This window comes from Aeromonas sp. 2HA2 (assembly GCF_029237345.1).
Classification (GTDB): Bacteria; Pseudomonadota; Gammaproteobacteria; order Enterobacterales; family Aeromonadaceae; genus Aeromonas; species Aeromonas salmonicida.
Window position 1 is genome coordinate 53,399 of record NZ_JAACGB010000002.1, and the last position, 21,029, is coordinate 74,427.

The following is a 21,029-nucleotide window of genomic DNA, read 5'->3' on the forward strand; positions in this document are numbered from 1 at the left end:
GCGAGCCGGTCTGCAAAGGGCCAAAGTGGCGCGTTAAACGGGGAAAGATCGGGTGGAGGCAAGTGCACAAGGGCGCACCAAGGGTGGCTTCATTGCAGGGGTGGCATTTTTCATCCTGGTCATGTGGGGTCTCTACCAGACTGCGCTGGATGTTAAAGGTTGGCTGACGGATGCCAACCGGTTGCCCATGAGCGAGCTCTTGCTGCAGGGGCAACACCAGTATTTGCAAACCGACGAGTTGCGTAGCGCCGTGCTGGATGGTGCCGAGCTGCGTAACTTCTTCGAGTTGGACGTTAACGAATTACAGGCGCGGTTGAACGCCTTGCCTTGGGTGGCCCAGGTCTCTGTACGCAAGAAGTGGCCAAACAAGATCAAGGTCTATCTCACCGAACAGGCGGTAGCGGCACGCTGGAATGGCAACCGCTTCGTCAACACCAAGGGTGAGGTGTTCAGTGCGCCGGACAGGGTGAAGACCCCCCTGATGCAGCTATCCGGGCCTGAAGACCAGGCCGCCAAGGTGCTGGAAGCCAGCCGTCAGTACGAGGCGCAGCTGGCGGCCAGAGGATACAAGTTGCTGGGGGTGAATCTGACTCCCCGCCATGCCTGGGAATTGACCCTGGATGGCAACATTCAGCTGTTTTTGGGGCGCGCGGATATTGCGCTCCGACTGCAGCGGTTTATCGATGCTTTTCCGGTCATCGAACCCCGTGAGCGGGTTGCTTATGTGGATCTTCGATATGACACCGGAATGGCAGTTGGCTGGAAGAAGAACGAAGAGAAAGTGAATGACCAAAACCGCAGATAGAAATCTGATTGTCGGACTGGATATCGGCACAACCAAGGTGGCGGTTCTGGTCGGCGAAGTGCTGCCAGACGGTGAGCTCAATGTCATCGGCATGGGCAGTCACGCCTCGCGTGGCATGGATAAGGGCGGGGTCAACGATCTCGATTCCGTGGTCAAGTCCCTGCGTCGTGCGGTGGAAGAGGCAGAGATGATGGCCGACTGCCAGATCAGCTCTGTGTATCTGGGGCTGTCCGGCAAGCATATCGATTGCCGCAACGAAACCGGCATGGTGCCCATCTCCGATGAGGAGGTGACCCAGGAGGACGTGGACAACGTCATCCACACCGCCAAGTCGGTACGGTTGTCCGATGAGCTGCGGGTGCTGCATGTGCTGCCCCAGGAGTTTGCCATCGACTACCAGGAAGGGATCAAGAACCCGGTTGGTTTGTCCGGTGTGCGGATGGCGGCCAAGGTGCACCTGATCACCTGCCACAACGACATGGCCCGCAACATTGAAAAATGTGTGGAGAAGGTCGGCTTGCGAGTGGATCAGCTGATCTTCTCCGCGCTGGCTTCCAGCTATGCCGTGCTGACCGAAGACGAGAAAGAGCTGGGTGTCTGCGTGGTGGACATAGGTGGCGGTACCATGGACATGTCGCTGTTTACCGGCGGTGCCCTGCGCCACACCAAGGTGATCCCGTACGCCGGCAGCACAGTGACCAGCGATATCGCCTACGCCTTCGGCACACCGCCGCTTGACGCAGAAGCGATCAAGGTGCGCTATGGCTGTGCCCTCGGCCGTCTGGTCAGCAAGGAAGACAATATTGAAGTACCCAGTGTCGGCGGTCGTCCGGCGCGTAGCCTGCAACGGCAGACACTGGCTGAAGTGATTGAACCCCGTTACACCGAGTTGCTCTCCATGGTGAATGATGAGCTGGTGCGGGTACAAAGCGAGTTGAAAGCGCAGGGGGTCAAGCATCAGCTGGCAGCCGGTGTGGTCTTGACCGGCGGCGCTGCCCAGATCGAAGGCATTGTGGAGTGCGCAGAGCAGATCTTCCAAAGCCAGGTCCGGGTGGGAGAGCCCATGAATATACGGGGATTGAGTGATTATGTGCAGGCGCCTGTGTACTCGACCGCGGTCGGGTTGCTGCAGTACGGCCGCACCCATCAATCTTCAGGCAGTAGCAAGGAATATGCCGCCAAGGCAAGCGTAGGTGGGCTGGTCAAACGGGTCAGCAACTGGTTGCGTGGCGAGTTCTAAAAGATTTTGCTGAGTCAGGCAAATAAAGCGGAGAGACAACATGTTTGAATTTATGGATAGCCACACTGACGAAGCCGTCATTAAAGTGATTGGTGTGGGTGGCGGCGGCGGTAACGCAGTCGAGCACATGGTTCGTCAAAACATCGAAGGTGTCGAATTCATTACCGTCAACACCGACGCCCAGGCTCTGCGTAACTCCAGCGCCAACACAACTCTGCAGATCGGTGGTGGCATCACCAAGGGTCTGGGTGCCGGAGCCAATCCGGAAGTGGGTCGTGATGCGGCCATGGAAGACAGGGAAGCGCTGCGTGAGCTGCTGACCGGTTCCGACATGGTGTTCATCGCCGCCGGCATGGGTGGTGGTACCGGTACCGGTGCTGCACCGATCGTGGCCGAAGTGGCCCGCGAGATGGGTATACTGACAGTTGCTGTCGTAACCAAGCCGTTCTCCTTCGAAGGGAAAAAACGGATGGGCTTCGCCGCCCACGGCATCGAAGAGCTGTCCAAGAACGTCGACTCCCTGATCACCATCCCCAACGACAAGTTGCTGAAGGTGCTGGGTCGTGGCATCTCCCTGCTGGACGCCTTCAAGGCAGCCAACGATGTACTGCTGGGTGCGGTACAGGGTATAGCCGAGCTGATCACCCGTCCGGGCCTGATCAACGTCGACTTCGCGGACGTGCGTACCGTGATGCGTGAAATGGGTACCGCCATGATGGGTACCGGTTCCGCCTCCGGTGATGACCGTGCCGAAGAAGCGGCCGAGAAAGCCATCTCCAGCCCGCTGCTGGAAGACGTGGATCTGGCCGGTGCCCGTGGCATCCTGGTCAACATCACCGCCGGCATGGACATGACCATCGAAGAGTTCGAAACCGTGGGTAACGCGGTCAAGGCCTTCGCTTCCGAGAACGCCACTGTGGTGGTGGGTACCGTAATCGACCCGGAAATGCACGACGAACTGCGTGTGACCGTTGTGGCTACCGGTATCGGTGCCGAGCGCAAGCCCGACATCACGCTGGTCAAAAACAACATGGTACAAGAGCGTCCGGCCCGTCAGCCCCTGATCAGCGAAGCCCTGCAGTCTCGCGTGATGGAAGAGGCTCCGGCCAAGGTGGTCAACGCCGAGCCGCAAGCTCGTCGTGAACCGGATTATCTCGATATTCCTGCGTTCCTGCGCAAGCAAGCTGACTAAGCCTCTAATGGCACTAGTTTGTTTGTTGCTTAAGTAATGTGCTAAGATGGCCTGCCAACGACCATCTGGTCCGGAATATGAGCTGTTAAGCGGATACGCCCATGATTAGACAAAGAACCTTGAAAACGAGTGTCCAGGCCACTGGTGTTGGCCTGCATTCGGGCCGGAAAGTCACAATGACGTTCCGTCCGGCGCCTGTTAACACAGGGATCGTTTACTTGCGTACCGATCTTGATCCTGTGGTAGCGCTGCCAGCCAATGCCGATCAGGTGCGCGATACCGTGCTTTGTACCGCTTTGGTCAACGAAGCCGGTGTCCGTGTCTCTACCATTGAGCACCTCTCTGCCGCGCTGGCCGGGATGGGGATAGACAACCTCTATGTGGAGGTTGACGCACCCGAGATCCCGGTGATGGACGGCAGTGCGCACCCCTTTATCTACCTGCTGCAAGAAGTCGGTATCCGCGAGCAAAATGCTGCCAAGCAGTTCGTGCGGATCAAGCAGAGCATCCGGGTTGAAGACGGCGACAAGTGGGCGGAATTCCACCCCTATCGCAACGGCTTCAAAATGGATCTCGAGATCGATTTCCAGCATCCGGTATTTGAAGGACGCAATCAGCGTTGCGTGCTGGACTTCTCCGGTGCTTCTTTCGTGAAAGAGATCAGTCGTGCCCGTACTTTTGGCTTCATGCGTGACATCGAGTACCTGCGTTCCCAGAACCTGGCATTGGGCGGAAGCCTGGAAAATGCCGTTGTGCTGGATGACTACCGGGTACTGAACGAAGATGGCTTGCGTTATGAAGATGAATTCGTCAAACACAAGATGTTGGATGCTATCGGTGACCTTTATATGTGTAACCGCAGCATCATCGGCGAATTCCGTGCCTACAAGACCGGCCATGCTCTGAACAACAAGCTGCTGCGTGCCTTGCTGGCCAAACAGGAGGCCTGGGAACTGGTGACCTTCGAGGGTGAGGGTGCCAAAGCGCCTATCGCTTACTACGATAACGGTCTGGTTCTGGCCTGATAGCTGTGCAACAGGACGTCGGTCATCTCTCCGCACCGACGTCCTGTCATTCATTTTTCCATCCTGATACCGATACCGATTATCTCCCGGTTTTATTTCCCGTGCAGGCTCCTGGCCTCACCTGACCGAGCAGACAGATTTCTATGAGCATTACCCTGATCCTCAACGGCAAGCAGCGACGCAAGTTGCATTTGCCCAAACAACGTCTGGCCTGGGTCGGCGGAATCCTCTTCTCTGTATTGGCCCTGGGTGGCGGCTGGCTCTGGCAGAGCTGGCACCAGAAAATGGATGCGCTCGAAGTGGCGCTGGCCATGGCCGAACAACAGACATCCACTCAAGGGGCAGATGAAGCCCGCGAACAACTTGCCATGCTGGCCGCCCAGGTGGGCACCATGCAGGGGCAGTTGGGTCGTATCAATGCGCTCGGTGAACGCTTGACCGAGCAGGCAGACCTCGATCCCGAGGAGTTCAATTTCAAGGAACTGCCCCCTATGGGCGGTCCTTCCTATGATGTGGATCTGGAAGTCAACCTGAATGAATTGCAGGATTCCATGAAGCATCTCAGCCAGCAGCTCAGCAGTCGTGAAGAGCAGCTGTCGGTACTTGAATCTTTCATCATGAATCACCATATAGCCGATGCCGGTTTTATTTCAGGCTCGCCTGTCAAACAGGAGCGGGTCTGGATCTCGTCAGGCTTTGGTGGTCGGGTCGACCCGTTCAACGGTCGCGCCAAGATGCATAAAGGGGTCGATTTCCGTGGCAAGCCCGGTACCCCTATTTTGGCGACGGGCCCGGGCATCATCAGCTGGGCAGGCCGCCATCCGGAATTTGGCAACATGGTGGAAGTGAACCATGGCAATGGTTTGGTGACCCGCTATGCCCACAACTCCAAGTTGCTGGTTGAAGTGGGCACGCTAGTCGATCAGGGTCAGAAGATTGCCTTGATGGGACGCACCGGTCGCGCGACCGGGGTCCATTTGCATTACGAAGTATTGAAAGACGGTCGTCAGGTCAACCCCGCACGCTTTCTCAACGCCAGACGGGGTTAGGTTTTTTTCTCCAGGTTCCAGTGACGGAACACTTATATAACCAGAAATAGTTGGTACCCATGATTAGCACACTGCTTACCAAGATTATCGGCAGCCGGAACGACAGAACGCTCAAGGCTTTGCGCAAAATTGTAAAACAGATCAATGCGATGGAGCCTCAGTTCGAGGCTTTGTCCGATAGCGAGTTGCAGGCCAAGACAGCTGAATATCGTCAGCGTCTGGAGCAGGGTGAGACGCTGGATCAGTTGCTGCCGGAAGCGTTCGCGACCGTGCGTGAGGCCTCCAAGCGGGTGTTTGGCATGCGTCACTTCGACGTCCAGCTGATCGGCGGCATGGTGCTTGACTCCAACCGCATCGCTGAGATGAAAACCGGTGAGGGCAAGACGCTGACTGCTACCTTGCCGGCTTATCTGAATGCCCTGAGCGGTCGTGGTGTGCACGTGGTGACGGTGAACGACTATCTGGCCAAGCGTGATGCCGAGGCTAACCGCCCCCTGTTCACCTTCCTCGGCATGACGGTCGATTGCAACGTGCCTGGCATGGATGCGTCCCAGAAGCGTGACGCTTATGCTGCAGATATTACCTACGGTACCAACAACGAATTCGGTTTTGATTACCTGCGTGACAACATGGCGTTCTCGCCAGAGCAGCGTGTCCAGCGTCCGCTCAACTATGCGCTGGTGGATGAGGTCGACTCCGTGCTCATCGATGAAGCCCGTACCCCGCTGATTATCTCAGGCCCGGCCGAAGACAGCTCCGCCCTCTACATCCAGGTCAACAAGCTGATCCCGCAACTGATCAAGCAGGACAAGGAAGATACCGAAGAGTACACAGGCGAAGGTCACTACACGGTAGACGAGAAGAACCGTCAGGCCCTGCTGACCGAAAATGGTCAGATTTTCGTGGAAGAGCTGCTCAAGCGAGAAGGGCTACTGGCCGAAGAGGACTCTCTGTTCTCCGCGACCAACATCAGCCTGCTGCACCACGTCAACGCCGGTCTGCGTGCCCACACTCTGTTTGAGCGCAACGTCGACTACATAGTGCAAAAAGACGAGATCGTCATCGTCGACGAACACACCGGCCGTACCATGCCGGGTCGTCGCTGGTCTGATGGCCTGCACCAGGCCGTCGAGGCGAAGGAAGGGGTCAAGATCCAGAACGAGAACCAGACTCTGGCCTCCATCACCTTCCAGAACTACTTCCGTCTCTATGACAAGCTGGCGGGCATGACGGGCACGGCGGATACCGAAGCCTTTGAATTCCAGCAGATTTACGGCCTGGATACAGTGGTTATCCCGACCAACAAGCCGATGGTGCGTAAAGACATGGGCGATCTGGTCTATCTGACCGCCCAGGAGAAATATGCCGCCATCGTCGAAGACATTCGCGGTTGCGTCTCCCGTGGTCAGCCGGTGCTGGTGGGTACTGTCTCCATCGAAAACTCCGAGCTGCTCTCCGGCATCCTGACCAAGGAGAATATTCCGCACAAGGTACTGAACGCCAAGTTCCACGCCATGGAAGCGGAGATCGTGGCTCAGGCTGGTCAGCTTGGCGCTGTTACTATCGCCACCAATATGGCCGGTCGTGGTACCGACATAGTATTGGGTGGCAACTGGCAGGCCGAGATTGCCCAGCTGGATAACCCGACCGACGAGCAAATCGCCGAGCTGAAAGCGGCCTGGCAGGTGCGTCACGATGAAGTGCTGGCCGCAGGTGGTCTGCACATTATCGGTACCGAGCGTCACGAATCCCGTCGTATCGACAACCAGCTGCGCGGCCGTTCCGGTCGTCAGGGTGACCCGGGCTCCTCCCGTTTCTATCTCTCCATGGAAGATACCCTGATGCGGATCTTCGCCTCCGATCGCGTGACCGGCATGATGAAGAAGCTGGGCATGGAAGAGGGCGAGGCCATCGAGCACCCCTGGGTAACCAAGGCCATCGAAAATGCCCAGCGCAAGGTGGAAGGCCGCAACTTCGACATCCGCAAGAGCTTGCTTGAGTTTGATGACGTGGCCAACGACCAGCGCAAGGTGGTCTATGAGCAGCGCAACGAGCTGCTGGATACCAACGACATCTCCGAGACCATTCACGTCATCCGTGACGATGTCTATGGCGCCGTGATCGACGAATACATTCCGCCCCAGTCTCTGGAAGAGATGTGGGATGTACCGGGTCTGGAAGCGCGTCTGAAAGCCGATTTCGGGCTGGATCTGCCATTGCAGCAGTGGCTGGCGGAAGATGACAAGCTGTATGAAGAGAAGCTGCGCGAGCGCATTCTGGACGAAGCCACCAAACTCTATGCCCACAAGCAGGAACTGGTCGGTGTCGAGGTGCTGCGCAACTTCGAGAAGGCGGTGATGCTGCAAACCCTGGATGGCTTGTGGAAGGAGCATCTGGCGGCCATGGATCACCTGCGTCAGGGCATCCATCTGCGCGGCTACGCCCAGAAGAACCCCAAGCAGGAGTACAAGCGCGAGTCTTTCGATCTGTTCACCCAGATGCTGGAAACCCTCAAGCGCGACGTGGTCAGCATACTGAGCCGTGTTCAGGTGCAGGAGCGTGACGTGGAAGCCCTGGAAGAGCAGCAGCGCCAGCAGTCCGAAGCAGCTCCCCGCACTTACACCCATGCCACCGCAGAGAGCCAGTTGGCCGATGAAGAGGCTGCTGCCGAAGAGGGTCACACCACCTTCGTGCGGGATGAGCAGAAGATCGGTCGCAACGATCCCTGCCCCTGCGGCTCCGGCAAAAAATACAAGCATTGCCACGGTCAGTTGACCTGATTGGATCGGGCGATGACAAGGCGGGCCCGGTGCCCGCCTTGTTTTTATGAAACAGGTGAAGACGATGAGGCGCTAGCCTCGGTTTGCAGGTTCGATGGGCGAAGTGTCATTGGATACCGGGCATCATCGAGTGGTCCGATCAAGCCGAGGGCGCAGGGGTAACAAGATGGAACAGAAAAAACGGATCTGGGTGGCGGTTGGCGTCATCGAGAATGAGCAGGGCGATATCTTCATCGCCAAGCGCTCTTCAGACCGCCATCAGGGCGATCGCTGGGAGTTCCCGGGTGGCAAGGTAGAGGCGGGGGAAGACCTGCTCACCGCGCTGGACAGGGAGTTGTGGGAAGAGATCGGTATCCGGGTGCTGGATTGCGCTCCCTTCATGGAGCTGCATCATGACTACCCCGAGAAGCAGGTGTTGCTGGATATCTGGAAGGTAACCCGCTTTAGCGGTGAGCCGTTTGGCAAGGAGGGGCAGGAGTGCCTGTGGGTGCCGCTGGCATCACTGCATGAATACCAGTTCCCGGATGCCAACGGTCCTATCGTGGGGCGGCTGCAAGCCTCTCTGGCGATCTGATTGACCCCGGCTAAGTCATTGCTACGGATTTGACAGCAATTAAAAAAGGGCCTTGTCGGCCCTTTTTTGTGTGCGGCTCACTGCCACTGCTCACCTTCATCCGGGTAAGGCAGCAGGTCCGGGTTGATGGGGCCCGGGATTCGCTTCTCTTCATCAGCCCATTCGCCAAGATCGATCAGCTGGCAGCGTTTGCTGCAGAAGGGGCGAAACGGGCTCTGCGGCCCCCATTCCAATTCGGTTTTACACGTCGGGCACTTTACTTTGGTGACCATGGTTACTCCTTAGCAGCAGGCGAGCTGGAAGGGAACGTCGCCAATCTGTTGCTCTGTAGTGGGCAGGAAGCGCAGCGCGAAACGGTTCTTGTGGCCGCTCAGCGTCGGATAGCACTGCTGGGCATCGGGCAGGCGGATGCGGATCAGTTCCGCATTCTCGGCAGTATCCTGGAAGAAACCATTGGTAGCGAGCTCGTTACTGAAGTTGCCGGATTCACGCCATAGCCGCAGCAATAGGGTAATGGCATTCATCAGCAGATTGATGTCGCTGAGCCAAAGTTGCATCTGCTGGTTGCGAACAATCGTCGGCGTACCTAGCCAGTGGTGCAGTTGCGGTACATCGAAGGCGCACAGACCCCCCGGAATGGAGAAGCGCTGACGGATGGAGCCGAGCAGTCTATCCTCTTTCAGCCGAGCGCCGGGGCGTGAGGCACTGAGCAGGTTGCGAGAGAGCTGGGTGCTCTCCTGCTGCATCTGTTTGATCTGTTCCAGATCGACATCCGGCAGACTGGCCCAGTGGCTCAGACGCTGGCCGAGACGCTCCAGATCCTTGATGAGATCGGCTCGCAGGTCTCCGCGCTCCAGCAATTCTTGCAGATCGAACAGCCCCTTGAAAAAGGCGATGTGTGCCCAGGACTGGTCACTGTCCAGATTGTCGCGGATCTGGGAAAAGAGAGACTCCAGACGAAGATAGGTCCGGCTTTTTTCATTGAGGGGAAAATCGTAAATCATGCCTAATCCTGGCCAGCCATAAACCGGCCTAGTGTACTCACACTTGACTGGCTTGTTGAGAGGCAAATGCCATATATGTCTCGTGCAGCGCTAAAATCCGGCGCTTTATGGTCTCGGCTGCGTCATTTTGGTTGTCCAGCACGTCATCGGCTGCCGCGAGCCGCTCGGCACGGCTTGCCTGTGCAGCGAGAATGGCCTCTGCTTGCGCCCGGCTAACGCCATCCCGGCGGCAGGTCCGCTCAATCTGGGTTGCCTCATCCACATCGATCACCAGCACCCGGTTGGCCAGCTGGGTCAGTCTGTTCTCGATCAGCAGCGGCACCACCAGCAGGCAATAGGGCGAGCGTGCGTTGGCGCACTGGCGCAGCATCTCCTGGCGGATCAGCGGATGGAGCAGGCCATTGAGCCAGGCCTTGGCGTCAGGATCGCTGAATACCCGCTCCCGCAGGCGGCGCCGATCGAGCTGCCCCTGCGGATCCAGCATCTCGGGGCCAAACTGGGCGACGATGGCGGCTAGGGCCGGTGTGCCGGGCTCCACGACTTCGCGAGCGATGACGTCCGCATCCACTATGTCTATGCCAAGCTCGGCAAACTGGTTGGCAATGGTGGTTTTGCCGCTGCCAATACCACCTGTGATTGCAACGATATACATGGGTCAGTGCACCCTTTTTCAGAGGACAGTGGAGAGATACCAGCGGGTGATGCTATCGCCCCAGAGCAGTGCGATCCAGCCTGCGATGGCGAGATAGGGGCCAAAGGGGATGGGTTTACTCTGGTGATGGTTGCGCAGCAACATGAGGCCAATGCCGAAGACGGCGCCGACCAGAGAAGAGAGCAGCAGTACTATGGGCAGCGCCTGCCAGCCAAGCCAGGCTCCCAGCGCCGCCAGCAGTTTGAAGTCCCCATAGCCCATGCCCTCCTTGCCGGTAAGCAGCTTGAAGGCCCAGTAGAGGCTCCACAGCACCAGATAGCCTGCCATGGCGCCGATGACCGCATCGCCGAGAGGCACGTATCCGCCAAGCAGGTTGAACAGCAGCCCGCCCCACAGCAGCGGCAAGGTGAGCTGGTCCGGCAGCAGCATCTTGTCCAGATCGATAAAGGTGAGCGCCACCAGCACCCAGGTCAGCAGGAGGGCAGCCAGCGTGCCCCAGCCAGGGGTGAGCGTCATGGCAACCACCACAGAGAGCAGAGCGGTCAGCAGCTCCACCAGCGGATAGCGAGCCGAAATGGCGGCCTGGCAGCCCCGGCAGCGACCTTTGAGCCAGAGCCAGCTCAGCAGGGGAATGTTTTCCAGTGCCGTTATGGGGTGATTGCAGTGAGGGCAGCAGGAGCGCGGCACCATCAGGTTGTAGCGCTCGTCAGCTTCTGGCTGCGGCGTGTCTGAACTGAAATAGCTGCGATATTCGGCCTGCCATTCCCGTTCCAGCATGATGGGCAGGCGGTGGATCACCACATTGAGAAAGCTGCCGATCATCAGGGAGAAGAGAAATACCAGCGAGAAATAGAGCCATGGCAAGCCGTGTGCCAGCTCGAGAAGAAGTGTCATAACCAACCGTCAGTGTTGAAAAACCATATATGTAGCGGCCGCAGGATACTTGCGGCGCAGCCTCGTAGGTTCGATTAGCGCAGCGTAATCGGACATAGGCGCCATCAGAGAGGCGTCTTTTGCCTCCTTAACCTACCACGTCACCCAGCTTGAAGATGGGCAGGTACATGGCAACGACCATGCCGCCGACCAGTACCCCCAGCACCACCATGATGAGAGGTTCCAGCAGGCTGGTGAGGCCGTCGACCAAGTCATCGACCTCTTGCTCGAAGATGGTCGCGACCTTGGAGAGCATATCATCGATGGCGCCTGACTCCTCACCGATCATCACCATCTGGATCACCATGTCGGGGAAGAGATCCACGGTGCGCATGGCCACGTTGATCTGCATGCCGGCTACCACCTCGTTGCGAATGGCCATGACGGCGGTTCGATAGACATAGTTGCCTGAGGCGCCGGCGGCCGAGATCAGTGCATCCACCAGGGGTATGCCCGCCGAGAAGGTGGTGGAAAGGGTGCGGGCGAAGCGGGCCATGGCCGCCTTGTGCAGTATCATGCCCACCACGGGAATGGTGAGGATGAACTTGTCTGTGTTGTCTTTGACCTTCTGGGACGCGCGCCACGCTCGTACATAAAGGAAAATGCCAAGCCCTATCCCGCCAAAAATCACATACCACCAATCCTGCATGAAGCGGGAGATGCCGATGACAAACTGGGTGAAGATGGGCAGCTCGGCGCCAAAGCTCTTGAAGATGTCCTCGAACTGCGGGATGACGAACAGCAGCAGTATGGAAGTGACGACGATGGCGACCAGGATGACCATGGCAGGATAGAACATCGCCTTCTTGATCTTGGACTTGAGCGCTTCCGATTTTTCTCTATAGGTGGCGATGCGATCGTAGATGGTTTCCAGCGCGCCGGATTGCTCGCCTGCTTCCACCAGATCGCAATAGAGTGCATCAAAGTGGCGAGGGTGGCGGCGCAGGGCATCTGACATCGGGGTGCCTGTCTCCACATCGGCAGCGATCTGGCCCATCAGCTCTCGCATGGCGGCTTTTTCATGGCTGCGGGCTATGATCTGCAGGCTCTGCACCAGAGGTACCCCGGCGGAGAGCATTGTGGTGATCTGACGGGAAACGATGGCGATATCCATCGGTTTGATCCTGGCGCCACCCTTGGAAAAAAGCCCCTGGCTCTTTTTGCTCACTCTGGTGACATTGACCCCCTGCTTGCGCAGTTCGGCCTTGACCGTATTGATGCTGTCGGCCTGCAGCTCGCCGGATACCTTCTGACCCTTGCGATTTACCCCGCTCCAGCGGAAGGCAAAGACTTTCTTGGGGGCATTCTGTTTTTGCGTTAGCGTTGCCATCACTGCATCCTGCAATTGGGCGCTGGCATCCGAGCCACTCTCTTGTTGCCTGGATGCCCTGGCCTGATGGGAATCGTCAAGGATGCCGGTTCGGCATCACCTGGATCAGTCAGTCTGATTGGAAATGGTCTGTCAGTTGGTGGTCACCCGGTTGATCTCTGCCAGGCTGGTCACCCCCAGGCGGGCCTTCTCCAGGCCCGAGACACGCAGGGTTCGCATCCCCTCTTTTTGAGCAATCGCTGCAATTTGCAGGGAGTTGGCTCCTTGCATGATCAATTTTGCAATGTTTTCAGACATTAGCATGATTTCGTAGATACCGACCCGACCCTTGTAGCCCCCCGAGCACTCTTTGCAGCCTACTGGCTTGAACAGGCGCAAGCCGGCGGCCAACTGCTGCTGGGTGAAGCCCAGCTCCAGCAGTTCAGCCTCGGGCACCACTTCCGGCGCCTTGCAGTGATCGCAGAGCTTGCGAGCGAGGCGTTGGGCCATGATGAGGGTTACCGAAGAGGCGATGTTGAAGGCCGGGACCCCCATGTTCATCATCCGGGTCAGGGTTTCGGCAGCCGAGTTGGTGTGCAGGGTGGAGAGCACCAGGTGGCCGGTCTGGGCGGCTTTGATGGCAATCTCGGCGGTTTCCAGATCCCGGATTTCCCCCACCATCACCACATCGGGATCCTGGCGAAGAAAGGAGCGCAGGGCGCTGGCGAAGGTCAGCCCCGCCTTGGGATTGACTTGTACCTGGTTGACGCCGGGCAGGTTGATCTCCACTGGATCTTCGGCAGTGGAGATGTTGACCTCTGTGGTGTTGAGAATATTGAGACCGGTATAGAGAGAGACAGTCTTGCCAGAGCCGGTCGGGCCTGTCACCAGTATCATGCCCTGGGGCTTGGAGAGGGCACGCAGATATTGCGCCTTCTGCCGGTCGTCGAAGCCGAGCTGTTCGATATTGAGCCGCGCTGCGGAAGAGTCCAGCAGACGGATAACGATCTTCTCGCCCCACATGGTGGGCAGTGTGTTGACCCGCATATCCATGGATTTGTTGCGCGACAGCTTTAACTTGATGCGACCATCCTGGGGCAGCCGTCGCTCTGCGATATCGAGTCGCGCCATCACCTTGAGGCGGGCCGAAAAGCGGTTGGCCAGATTGACCGGCGGCGTCGCTATTTCGTGCAGTATGCCGTCTATACGAAAGCGGATACGGTACTTGGTCTCATAGGGTTCGAAGTGCAGATCCGAGGCGCCGCGCTTGATGGCATCCATCATGATTTTATTGATGTATTTGACGATGGGGGCATCGTCATCGGCGGTATTGACGCTCTCATCGAGGCGGGAGTTTTCGTCCGAGACTTCCAGCTCGGAGATCTCCGACTCGTCGATCTCCTCCATGCCGAGGGCATCCTGCTCGCTTTCCAGCAGCTTGCCGATGGCGGCGGTGAGCTTGTTCTCTTCCACCAGCAGGGCTTCGGTATGGAGCCCGAAGCTGAAGCCAAAATCCTCCAGTGCCGACACATTGGTCGGATCCGACATGGCGATATAGAGGGTGTGGCCCTGGGTGTAGATGGGCAGCACATGGTGTTTTTCAATCAGCTTCTGATTGAGGTACTTCTGCGGGATCTCGGCCAGGTCGAAGGCGGCAAGATCCAGCAGAGGTACCCCATATTCCAGCTCGCAAAAATCCGCCAGCGCCTTGCTGTCGAGGATCTCGTTTTCAATCAGAAATGTCACGAAGGGTTTGCGCTGGGCCTTGGCTTGGCTCAGGTAACGCTGTGAGTCGGACTCACTGAGCAGGGATGAGGCGGCCAGGCTTAACGCCAGGCCGCTATTGGGGCTAGAGGTCATGCGTTAGCAAAGGCCGCTTGTGGTACAAGTGCCAGATTTTGTCCACGTTACCGCACCATTATCGTTTTCACCGGTAATGATGTAAGTGTCACTATCTAGAGCACTGGTTGCTGTAGCTGTGATTGCAGCTGCGCTAGCGTTAGAGGGCGCAGCTGCTAGTGTCAGGGACTGAACAAAGCCTTTTGGATAACCAGCAATTGCAGGAATACCATTGCTCCCTGCGGTAAGGCATTGAGTCATGTCTCCATTTGCATTAAAGCAAACTTCAACTGCAGTTTTCAGTGCCCCAGTTGCAGCCACCACCTCGGTAAATTTCGCCTTCTTGGTGTAAGTCTGATACGCCGGCAGCGCAATGGCGGCCAGGATGGCGACGATCGCGACCACGATCATCAGTTCGATAAGGGTAAAGCCTGATTGCTTCTTCATGTCAAATATCCTTTTGTCCTTGGTTCCTGAGACGTGCTGGTGGAAAACTATCCACACGTCAGTATCTTATCCGAGCTGTTCGACTTGGCAACAGAGCGCATCGCCTTTGTTAACTACTTTCCTGTCATTTGCGAGGAACTTGATATAAATCATGGATGAAGAGCCTCTACTGGCTCTTTTTTACTGGCGGGATGGGGTCCATCATCACACTCCTTTGCTGAGGGATCCTGCATAAAGAAAAGGCGCCCGTGGCGCCTTTTGCAAGTCCTTCACCTTCTTATATGTCAGCCGAGCCATGATGAGATCGCGAGTCTTTCTCAGTTGGCTTTATCCAGCTAAATAAAGCGCATGGAGAGATCCAGTGCCCGCACATGCTTGGTCAGTGCCCCTACCGAGATAAAGTCGACGCCGGTGGCGGCATATTCTGCCAGCGTGTCCAGCGTCACATTGCCGGAGACCTCCAGCTTGGCACGGCCCTGATTGAGGGCCACGGCTTCGCGCATCATGGGCACATCGAAGTTGTCCAGCATCACTATATCGGCGTTGGCGGCCAGTGCCTGTGCCAGCTCGGCCAGGGATTCGACCTCCACCTCAACAGGTTTGCCCGGATTGAGGCGGCGGGCTTCGGTGATGGCTTCGCTTATGCCGCCGCAGGCAAGGATATGGTTCTCCTTGATGAGGTAGGCGTCGAACAGGCCGATTCTGTGATTCTTGCCACCGCCACAAGTGACTGCGTATTTCTGGGCGGTGCGCAGCCCCGGCAGGGTTTTGCGGGTATCGAGCAGACGGCAGTCAGTGCCCGCCAGTTCGGCCACGTAGCGGGCGGTGAGTGTGGCAACACCCGAAAGGGTCTGCACGAAGTTCAGTGCGTTGCGCTCGCCGGTCAGCAAGACGCGGGCCGGGCCGTGCAGGCGAAACAGCTCCTGATTGGGAGAGAGCTGTTCGCCATCTTGCACTTTCCACTCCACCTTGATCTCGCCGCCGAGCTGGGCGAACACTTCATCCACCCAGGGTTGGCCACAGAAGACGCCCGCCTCCCGGGTGATGACCCGGGCGCTGGCAATGCGATCCGCCGGGATCAGCTGGGCCGTGATATCGGCGCTGGCATCCGGTTGATCGAGCGTGGTGAGGGCCTGACCTAGGTCTTCGAGTAGCGCGACGCGCACGGCGCGGCTGATATCCTGTTGAAACATGCCTTTATTCCTGCAAGGGTCTGAGAAGCAACTGCCTGTCTTTTTGGCGCAATTCCAGCCGGCCGAGGGCATTCATACCCACCAGGATCTCGTCTCCGCCGGCCGCTGGATTGATAAAGATGGGCAAATCGTACAAGGTCAGCGGACCCATCGCCAGAGTTTCGATCTGACCGGTCTGAACCTGGATAGTGCCGGCTGCCGTGTTGACACGACTATGTCCGCTCGGGGTCAGCCCGATGCGCTCGGCCACATGCAGCGGCACTGTGACCCGGGTTGCGCCCGTGTCCAGCAGCAGTTGCACCGGTTGGCCGTTGATGGCACCCTCCAGACGATAATGGCCGCTGGCATCGGCTTTGAGCAGCAGCTCGCCGCTGGCGGTCACGGTCGGTTGCGAGCTGTGGTGGAAATAGAGGGTCAGCAGCCCCATCAGAGAGAGCCAGGCCAGCAACCAGAAGCGGCGTGCCATAGGGTGCATATCCTTTCCTGCGTTGGGCAACAGAGGGCTCAGCCTATCACAGTTGCCTGACTGGATTCAGGCGATTGCGGCGACCGTGAGAGGCGGATCATCTTGCTGCCCAGTCGCCCCTTGTCAAGTGCGCCATTCCATTGCAGAACGAGTAGATGATGACCCAGCCTAAAGCAGTTTTTTCCATTGATTCAGACGGTTGGTGTGAGCAGGCGCGCAAGGTGCCGTCACCGCACCACAACGAGCGAGCCAGTGTGGACGATATCTCCCTGCTGGTGGTACACGGTATCAGCCTGCCGCCAGGGGAGTTCGGCGGTCCCTGGATTGACGATCTCTTTCTGGGCCGGCTCGATCCGACCGCGCATCCCTATTTCGCCAGCATTCATCAGCTGCGGGTCTCGGCCCACTGCCTGATCCGGCGGGACGGTGAGCTGGTGCAATACGTGCCGTTTGGCGCACGCGCCTGGCATGCCGGGATATCGAGCTGGGAGGGGAGAGAGGCCTGCAACGACTTTTCCATCGGCATCGAGCTGGAGGGGACCGACGAGCAGCCCTACAGCGATGCGCAATATGAGGTGCTGTCAGGGCTCAGTCGAACCATATCTCGCCATTATCCCGCCATTACTGCGCAACGAATTGTCGGCCATTGTGATATCGCCCCCGGTCGCAAGACGGATCCGGGTGACAGTTTCGAATGGCAGCGCTATCGGCAAATGCTCAACTTTAAGTAAATATTCTAAAGATAAGTTAGTGTTTTTAAAATCAATGGCTTGCCTTTGTGGCAGGCCATTTTTTCCTGCTGTTGATCAATTGTTGCCTGTGAGCCAGCTCAAAAATATTGGTCAGACCAATTTCTATGAGCTAAATCATAAATCCCTCTTTTTACCCCTTAAGTGGCAAGGGTGAACCTTGATTCAGATCATCTTTTGGGTGGACTTTTTCCAAGCCCTCTGCTAATTTTCGCCCCATTCATGAAATTGGTAATACCAATTTAACAAAGCAGCCTCATGCCCTATCTCAAGATTACTCAACCCAAGCTGGCCGACGCCATTGTCGCCGAGTTGGAACAGATGATTCTGGAAGGCAGTTTGCAACCGGGCCAGAAGTTGCCGCCCGAGCGGGAACTCGCCATCCAGTTTCAGGTATCGCGCCCCTCCCTGCGCGAGGCCATCCAGCGCCTGGAAGCCAGAGGACTCTTGTATCGCCGTCAGGGCGGTGGCACTTACGTACAAAATGCCTTGAGCAAGGGGATCGCCGATCCCCTGTTTGAGCTGCTCAGCACCCACCCGGAAGCCCAGTATGACCTGCTGGAGTTTCGTCACGCGCTGGAAGGCATCTGTGCCTACTATGCTGCGTTGCGGGGAACCGATGCCGACTTCGAGCGGATACGCAATGCGCAGTCCGCCATCGAGGAAGCCGGCCAGCAAGGTTCGCTGGTCACCGAATCCGCCGCTGTTACCCAGTTTTATCTGGCGGTGGCCGAGGCGTCCCACAACGTGGTGCTGCTGCACCTGTTGCGGGCCATGGGCCCCATGCTTGAGCAGAACATTTTACGCAATAACGAAATTTTGAATCGCCGTCCGGGAGTGGTAGCCAAGATACGTCGCCATCGTGCGCATCTGATCGAGGCTATCCTGTCGGGGGCTCCGGAGCGGGCCAGGGCTGCTTGTCATGAGCACCTGGCCTTTATCGAGGACACCTTGTTGGATATGCAGAGGGAAGACAGCCGGATCCAGCGATCCATGCGTCGGATCCGTCAGCAGGAAAACTAATCCCACAAGGCTTTATTGTCGAATGCTTGCGCCCTTCGCCGTGCAATGCCGTGCAATCACAACAAAATAGGAACCAGCCATGTCTGATATCCTGAAGAACGATGTGGACCCGATAGAAACGCTGGAGTGGCTTGCCTCTCTGGAATCCCTGCTGCGTGAAGAGGGTCCGCAACGCGCTCAGTTCATTCTTGAACAACTGGCCGAGAAAGCCCGCGTGAGCGGTGTGGACGTGGCTGCCAAGGCGAATCGCGACTACATCAACACCATCCCGTCCAGTGACGAACCGGCTTACCCGGGCGATCTGGAGATGGAACGTCGCATCCGCGCCATCATCCGCTGGAATGCCATGATGATAGTGCTGCGCGCCTCCAAGAAAGACCTGGACCTCGGTGGTCACATGTCTTCCTTCGCTTCCTCTGCGACCATCTACGAAGTTTGCTACAACCACTTCTTCCGCGCTCGCAGCGAGAAGGACGGTGGTGATCTGGTTTACTTCCAGGGTCACATCTCCCCGGGCATCTACGCCCGTGCGTTCGCTGAAGGTCGTCTGACCGAAGATCAGCTGGACAACTTCCGTCAGGAAGTGGACGGCAAGGGTATCCCTTCCTATCCGCACCCGAAACTGATGCCGGACTTCTGGCAGTTCCCGACCGTTTCCATGGGTCTGGGCCCCATCGCCGCCATCTATCAGGCTCGCTTCCTGAAGTACCTGACCGACCGTGGCATCAAGGATTGCTCCGAGCAGACCGTTTACGCCTTCCTGGGTGACGGCGAGATGGACGAGCCGGAAGCCAAGGGTGCCCTGACCGTTGCCGTGCGTGAAAAGCTCGACAATCTGGTCTTCGTGGTCAACTGCAACCTGCAGCGTCTGGATGGTCCGGTCGTAGGTAACGGCAAGGTCATCAACGAGCTGGAAGGCCTGTTCGCAGGTGCCGGCTGGGATGTCACCAAGGTTATCTGGGGTCGCAAGTGGGATGAGCTGCTGAAGAAAGACACGTCCGGCAAGCTGATCCAGCTGATGAACGAAACCGTGGACGGCGACTATCAGACCATGAAGTCCCGCGATGGCGGCTACGTGCGTGAGCACTTCTTCAACCGTTACCCGGAAACCGCCGCGCTGGTCAAAGACATGACCGACGAGGAGATCTTCGCCCTAAACCGCGGTGGTCACGACCCCCGTAAACTGTTTGCAGCTTTCTCCAAAGCCGCAGCGACCAAGGGCAAGCCGACTGTCATCCTGGCCAAGACCATCAAGGGTTACGGCATGGGCGAAGCGGCCGAAGGCAAGAACATTGCCCACCAGGTCAAGAAGATGGATCTGGGCTCTGTGCGTCACCTGCGCGATCGTTTCAGCCTGCCGGTCACCGACGAGCAGCTGGAAAACCTGCCGTACCTGAAGATCGAAGAGGGTACCGAAGAGCACAAATACCTGCACGCCCGCCGTGCCGCGCTCAAAGGCTATGTACCGACCCGTCTGCGTGAGACCACCACCAAGCTGGACATCCCGGCGCTGGAGACCTTTGGTCCCCTGCTGGGTGAGCAGGCTCGCGAGATCTCCACCACAATGGCGTTCGTGCGTTCCCTGAACGTGCTGCTGAAAGACAAGTCCATCGGCAAGCGCATAGTGCCGATCCTGGCTGACGAAGCCCGTACCTTCGGTATGGAAGGTCTGTTCCGCCAGATCGGCATCTACAGCCCGCACGGTCAGCAGTACACCCCGCAAGACCGCGACATCGTCTCCTACTACAAGGAAGACAAGCAGGGTCAGGTTCTGCAAGACGGTATCAACGAGCTGGGCGCCATGTCCTCCTGGCTGGCTGCTGCGACCTCTTACAGCACCAACGACTGCCCGATGATCCCGTTCTACATCTACTACTCCATGTTCGGCTTCCAGCGCGTCGGCGACATGGCGTGGGCAGCCGGTGACCAGCAAGCCCGTGGCTTCCTGCTGGGCGCGACCTCGGGTCGTACCACCCTTAACGGTGAAGGTCTGCAGCACGAAGATGGGCACAGCCATATCCTGGCGAACACCATCCCGAACTGCATCTCCTATGACCCGTCCTACGCCTATGAAGTAGCGGTTATCGTCCAGGACGGCCTGCGTCGCATGTACGGTGAGAAGCCGGAGAACGTCTTCTACTACATCACTACCCTGAACGAAAACTATGCCATGCCGGCCATGCCGGAAGGTGCAGAAGAGGGTATTCGCAAGGGTATCTACAAGCTGGAAACCGTTGCTGGCACCAAGGGCAAGGTACAGCTGCTGGGTTGTGGTTCTATCCTGGGTCATGTGCGCACCGCCGCCCAGATCCTGGCCAGCGAATACGGCGTGGGTTCCGACGTGTTCAGCGTCACCTCCTTCAACGAACTGGCCCGTGACGGTCAGGACGTGGATCGCTGGAACATGCTGCACCCGACCACCGAGGCTCGCGTACCCTACATCGCGACCGTACTGGGTTCCGAAGCCACCATAGCCGCGACCGACTACATGAAGTCCTTCGCCGATCAGGTGCGTGCCTTCGTACCGACCGAGCACTACCGTGTGCTGGGTACCGACGGTTACGGCCGTTCCGACAGCCGTGCCAACCTGCGTCGTCACTTCGAAGTGAACGAATTCTACGTGGTTGTTGCTGCCCTGACCGAACTGGCCAAGCGCGGCGAGATCGACAAGCAGGTTGTGGCTGACGCCATCGCCAAGTACGGCATCGATGCCGATAAGGTCAACCCGCTGTACGCGTAAGAGGATCGA

The 21,029-nt window shown here is 57.8% G+C and carries 19 protein-coding genes; 10 read left to right on the forward strand and 9 right to left on the reverse strand.

The features are described from left to right. Window positions 1–52 precede the first annotated feature (52 nt). The 7 genes from GWQ29_RS03605 to mutT all read left to right on the forward strand — a co-directional run bounded on the left by GWQ29_RS03605 (window position 53) and on the right by mutT (window position 8,665). On the forward strand, window positions 53–805 hold the full coding sequence (locus tag GWQ29_RS03605) for a cell division protein FtsQ/DivIB (protein WP_166541517.1): 753 nt from the start codon (window positions 53–55) through the stop codon (window positions 803–805). After that, window positions 786–2,045 (forward strand): cell division protein FtsA, encoded by a 1,260-nt coding sequence (gene ftsA, locus GWQ29_RS03610; protein WP_005314183.1) that lies wholly within the window; start codon window positions 786–788, stop codon window positions 2,043–2,045. Before GWQ29_RS03605 ends, ftsA begins: the two co-directional genes overlap by 20 nt. Window positions 2,046–2,085: 40 nt before the next feature. Next, complete coding sequence (gene ftsZ, locus GWQ29_RS03615) at window positions 2,086–3,237, forward strand: cell division protein FtsZ (protein ID WP_005305686.1); 1,152 nt, start codon at window positions 2,086–2,088, stop codon at window positions 3,235–3,237. 101 nt (window positions 3,238–3,338) lie between these two features. Continuing rightward, entirely contained in the window at window positions 3,339–4,262 is a 924-nt protein-coding gene (lpxC, locus tag GWQ29_RS03620; RefSeq protein WP_017412296.1) for a UDP-3-O-acyl-N-acetylglucosamine deacetylase, read from the forward strand. A gap of 143 nt (window positions 4,263–4,405) precedes the next feature. Continuing rightward, on the forward strand, window positions 4,406–5,311 hold the full coding sequence (locus tag GWQ29_RS03625) for a M23 family metallopeptidase (protein ID WP_021140334.1): 906 nt from the start codon (window positions 4,406–4,408) through the stop codon (window positions 5,309–5,311). Window positions 5,312–5,370: 59 nt separating this feature from the next. After that, entirely contained in the window at window positions 5,371–8,091 is a 2,721-nt protein-coding gene (gene secA / locus GWQ29_RS03630; RefSeq protein WP_021140335.1) for a preprotein translocase subunit SecA, read from the forward strand. 166 nt (window positions 8,092–8,257) lie between these two features. Beyond that, a complete protein-coding gene (gene mutT / locus GWQ29_RS03635) occupies window positions 8,258–8,665 on the forward strand; it encodes an 8-oxo-dGTP diphosphatase MutT (RefSeq protein WP_099994491.1) in 408 nt (135 codons plus the stop codon). A gap of 77 nt (window positions 8,666–8,742) precedes the next feature. Here the strand turns inward: mutT and yacG are convergent, their stop codons facing one another. The 9 genes from yacG to GWQ29_RS03680 form a co-directional block, all read right to left on the reverse strand. Then, window positions 8,743–8,937, reverse strand: coding sequence for a DNA gyrase inhibitor YacG (gene yacG, locus GWQ29_RS03640; protein WP_005314167.1), 195 nt, complete (start codon window positions 8,935–8,937; stop codon window positions 8,743–8,745). Window positions 8,938–8,946: 9 nt separating this feature from the next. Next, window positions 8,947–9,669: a cell division protein ZapD gene (gene zapD / locus GWQ29_RS03645; protein WP_162626251.1), complete on the reverse strand. Its 723-nt coding sequence runs from the start codon at window positions 9,667–9,669 to the stop codon at window positions 8,947–8,949. 37 nt (window positions 9,670–9,706) lie between these two features. Continuing rightward, a complete protein-coding gene (coaE, locus tag GWQ29_RS03650; RefSeq protein ID WP_275918770.1) occupies window positions 9,707–10,321 on the reverse strand; it encodes a dephospho-CoA kinase in 615 nt (204 codons plus the stop codon). A gap of 18 nt (window positions 10,322–10,339) precedes the next feature. Beyond that, window positions 10,340–11,215, reverse strand: coding sequence for an A24 family peptidase (locus GWQ29_RS03655; RefSeq protein WP_275918771.1), 876 nt, complete (start codon window positions 11,213–11,215; stop codon window positions 10,340–10,342). A gap of 127 nt (window positions 11,216–11,342) precedes the next feature. Further along, on the reverse strand, window positions 11,343–12,584 hold the full coding sequence (locus GWQ29_RS03660; RefSeq protein ID WP_021140339.1) for a type II secretion system F family protein: 1,242 nt from the start codon (window positions 12,582–12,584) through the stop codon (window positions 11,343–11,345). 132 nt (window positions 12,585–12,716) lie between these two features. Further along, the gene (gene tapB / locus GWQ29_RS03665) at window positions 12,717–14,423 is read right to left on the reverse strand and encodes a PilB family type IVa pilus assembly ATPase TapB (RefSeq protein WP_058394588.1); all 1,707 of its coding nucleotides are present in this window, start codon (window positions 14,421–14,423) and stop codon (window positions 12,717–12,719) included. A gap of 3 nt (window positions 14,424–14,426) precedes the next feature. After that, window positions 14,427–14,849 (reverse strand): pilin, encoded by a 423-nt coding sequence (locus GWQ29_RS03670; RefSeq protein ID WP_021139037.1) that lies wholly within the window; start codon window positions 14,847–14,849, stop codon window positions 14,427–14,429. 335 nt (window positions 14,850–15,184) lie between these two features. Next, window positions 15,185–16,042 (reverse strand): carboxylating nicotinate-nucleotide diphosphorylase, encoded by an 858-nt coding sequence (nadC, locus tag GWQ29_RS03675; RefSeq protein ID WP_275918772.1) that lies wholly within the window; start codon window positions 16,040–16,042, stop codon window positions 15,185–15,187. A gap of 4 nt (window positions 16,043–16,046) precedes the next feature. Next, window positions 16,047–16,517: a retropepsin-like aspartic protease gene (locus GWQ29_RS03680; protein WP_011898292.1), complete on the reverse strand. Its 471-nt coding sequence runs from the start codon at window positions 16,515–16,517 to the stop codon at window positions 16,047–16,049. A 149-nt stretch (window positions 16,518–16,666) separates the two neighbouring features. Here GWQ29_RS03680 and ampD point away from each other — a divergent pair, with 149 nt between their 5' ends. The 3 genes from ampD (at window position 16,667) to aceE (ending at window position 21,020) form a co-directional block, all read left to right on the forward strand. Continuing rightward, window positions 16,667–17,239: a 1,6-anhydro-N-acetylmuramyl-L-alanine amidase AmpD gene (gene ampD, locus GWQ29_RS03685; protein ID WP_169047635.1), complete on the forward strand. Its 573-nt coding sequence runs from the start codon at window positions 16,667–16,669 to the stop codon at window positions 17,237–17,239. Between the two features lie 276 nt (window positions 17,240–17,515). Beyond that, window positions 17,516–18,280: a pyruvate dehydrogenase complex transcriptional repressor PdhR gene (pdhR, locus tag GWQ29_RS03690; protein WP_005314150.1), complete on the forward strand. Its 765-nt coding sequence runs from the start codon at window positions 17,516–17,518 to the stop codon at window positions 18,278–18,280. A 79-nt stretch (window positions 18,281–18,359) separates the two neighbouring features. Continuing rightward, window positions 18,360–21,020: a pyruvate dehydrogenase (acetyl-transferring), homodimeric type gene (aceE, locus tag GWQ29_RS03695; RefSeq protein ID WP_275918773.1), complete on the forward strand. Its 2,661-nt coding sequence runs from the start codon at window positions 18,360–18,362 to the stop codon at window positions 21,018–21,020. Window positions 21,021–21,029: the final 9 nt, after the last annotated feature.

Excerpts from the sequence above, each read along its gene's own strand:
- GWQ29_RS03625 (WP_021140334.1), top strand. The coding sequence starts at position 4,406 with ATGAGCATTACCCTGATCCTCAACGGCAAGCAGCGACGCAAGTTGCAT.
- GWQ29_RS03670 (WP_021139037.1), bottom strand. The coding sequence starts at position 14,849 with ATGAAGAAGCAATCAGGCTTTACCCTTATCGAACTGATGATCGTGGTC.
- lpxC (WP_017412296.1), top strand. The coding sequence starts at position 3,339 with ATGATTAGACAAAGAACCTTGAAAACGAGTGTCCAGGCCACTGGTGTT.
- ftsA (WP_005314183.1), top strand. The coding sequence starts at position 786 with ATGACCAAAACCGCAGATAGAAATCTGATTGTCGGACTGGATATCGGC.
- GWQ29_RS03680 (WP_011898292.1), bottom strand. The coding sequence starts at position 16,517 with ATGCACCCTATGGCACGCCGCTTCTGGTTGCTGGCCTGGCTCTCTCTG.
- GWQ29_RS03660 (WP_021140339.1), bottom strand. The coding sequence starts at position 12,584 with ATGGCAACGCTAACGCAAAAACAGAATGCCCCCAAGAAAGTCTTTGCC.
- GWQ29_RS03655 (WP_275918771.1), bottom strand. The coding sequence starts at position 11,215 with ATGACACTTCTTCTCGAGCTGGCACACGGCTTGCCATGGCTCTATTTC.
- pdhR (WP_005314150.1), top strand. The coding sequence starts at position 17,516 with ATGCCCTATCTCAAGATTACTCAACCCAAGCTGGCCGACGCCATTGTC.
- zapD (WP_162626251.1), bottom strand. The coding sequence starts at position 9,669 with ATGATTTACGATTTTCCCCTCAATGAAAAAAGCCGGACCTATCTTCGT.
- mutT (WP_099994491.1), top strand. The coding sequence starts at position 8,258 with ATGGAACAGAAAAAACGGATCTGGGTGGCGGTTGGCGTCATCGAGAAT.
- ftsZ (WP_005305686.1), top strand. The coding sequence starts at position 2,086 with ATGTTTGAATTTATGGATAGCCACACTGACGAAGCCGTCATTAAAGTG.
- secA (WP_021140335.1), top strand. The coding sequence starts at position 5,371 with ATGATTAGCACACTGCTTACCAAGATTATCGGCAGCCGGAACGACAGA.
- coaE (WP_275918770.1), bottom strand. The coding sequence starts at position 10,321 with ATGTATATCGTTGCAATCACAGGTGGTATTGGCAGCGGCAAAACCACC.
- nadC (WP_275918772.1), bottom strand. The coding sequence starts at position 16,042 with ATGTTTCAACAGGATATCAGCCGCGCCGTGCGCGTCGCGCTACTCGAA.
- ampD (WP_169047635.1), top strand. The coding sequence starts at position 16,667 with ATGACCCAGCCTAAAGCAGTTTTTTCCATTGATTCAGACGGTTGGTGT.
- yacG (WP_005314167.1), bottom strand. The coding sequence starts at position 8,937 with ATGGTCACCAAAGTAAAGTGCCCGACGTGTAAAACCGAATTGGAATGG.
- aceE (WP_275918773.1), top strand. The coding sequence starts at position 18,360 with ATGTCTGATATCCTGAAGAACGATGTGGACCCGATAGAAACGCTGGAG.
- tapB (WP_058394588.1), bottom strand. The coding sequence starts at position 14,423 with ATGACCTCTAGCCCCAATAGCGGCCTGGCGTTAAGCCTGGCCGCCTCA.